Origin of the sequence: Colidextribacter sp. OB.20, from assembly GCF_009911595.1 — a bacterium.
Taxonomy (GTDB): Bacteria; Bacillota; Clostridia; order Oscillospirales; family Oscillospiraceae; genus Lawsonibacter.
Genome location: NZ_QWKG01000148.1, coordinates 1 through 1099, shown reverse-complemented (window position 1 = coordinate 1099; position 1099 = coordinate 1). Strand labels below are relative to the sequence as shown.

The 1099-nt window shown below is 66.0% G+C and carries 1 protein-coding gene; it reads right to left on the bottom strand.

All coding sequences use genetic code 11. The features are described 5' to 3' along the window. The coding region (locus D1641_RS18920) for a ferrous iron transporter B (RefSeq protein WP_160668544.1) at positions 1–1099 on the bottom strand (1099 nt) is incomplete at both ends.

Sequence of the window (1099 nt, the reverse complement as noted above, 5' to 3'; positions counted from 1 at the left end):
GGGTCAGCCACTGGGACAGGGCGTCCATCCCCGCCCCCACCCCGTCGGACAGCCAGGAGCCGAAGGGCCCGAAGGTGACCACAAACATCACCAGCATGGTGCACAGGAACAGGGGGATGGCAAATACCCGGTGGGTGACCACCTTGTCGATCCTCTCGCTGAGGGTCAGCTCCCCGGGCACGCCCCCCTTCTCCACCGAGGCGGACACCACCTTCTGGATGTACTGGTAGCGGCTGTCGGCGATGAGGGTCTCCCGGTCGCCCAGGTCGCTGGAGTTCTCATACTCCGCCACCAGGGCATCCAGCCTCGCTCTGATGTCCGGGGGGAGCTTCAGCGCCTTCTCTACAATGGCGTCCCCCTCCAGCAGCTTGATGGAGGCCCAGTGGGCGGGGAGGTTGGCGGCGTATGCGTAGTCGTGGAGCAGCTCACCCATGCGGTGGTGGATGTCGTGGGTGTAGTCGTCGTAGAGGTTGTCAGGCTCGATGGTCACCCCCAGGTGCATCTGCCGGTGGGCGGTGTGCATCAGCTCCTCCACCCCCTCGCCGGTGCGGGCGGTGATGGGAATCACAGGCACTCCCAGCTCCTTGGACAGTCTGTCCACGTCAATCCTGTCCCCCCGCTTCTCCACCTCATCCATAAAGTTCAGGGCCAGCACCGTGGGCCGCTCCAGCTCCAGCAGCTGAACGGTGAGATACAGGTTGCGCTCCAGATTGGTGGCGTCCACAATGTCGATGACGCAGTCGGGGCCCTCGCCGATGATGAAGTCCCGGGCCACAATCTCCTCCATAGAGTAGGGGGACAGGGAGTAGATGCCCGGCAGGTCCACAACCGTCACCGTCCGGTCGCCGATCCGGGTCTCCCCCTCCTTTTTCTCCACGGTGACGCCGGGCCAGTTGCCCACATACTGGTTGGAGCCGGTGAGGGCGTTAAAGAGGGTGGTCTTGCCGCAGTTGGGGTTGCCTGCCAGGGCCACCCGCATCTGGCGCCTGTCGTGCTCGCCGGGGTCGTAGCGGCCGCTGTGGGCCTCCAGCTCGTGCTCGTGAGCCCTCAGCTGGCGGCGGGCGGTCTCCGGGTCGCGGCGGGTCATGGCCGACCGGGC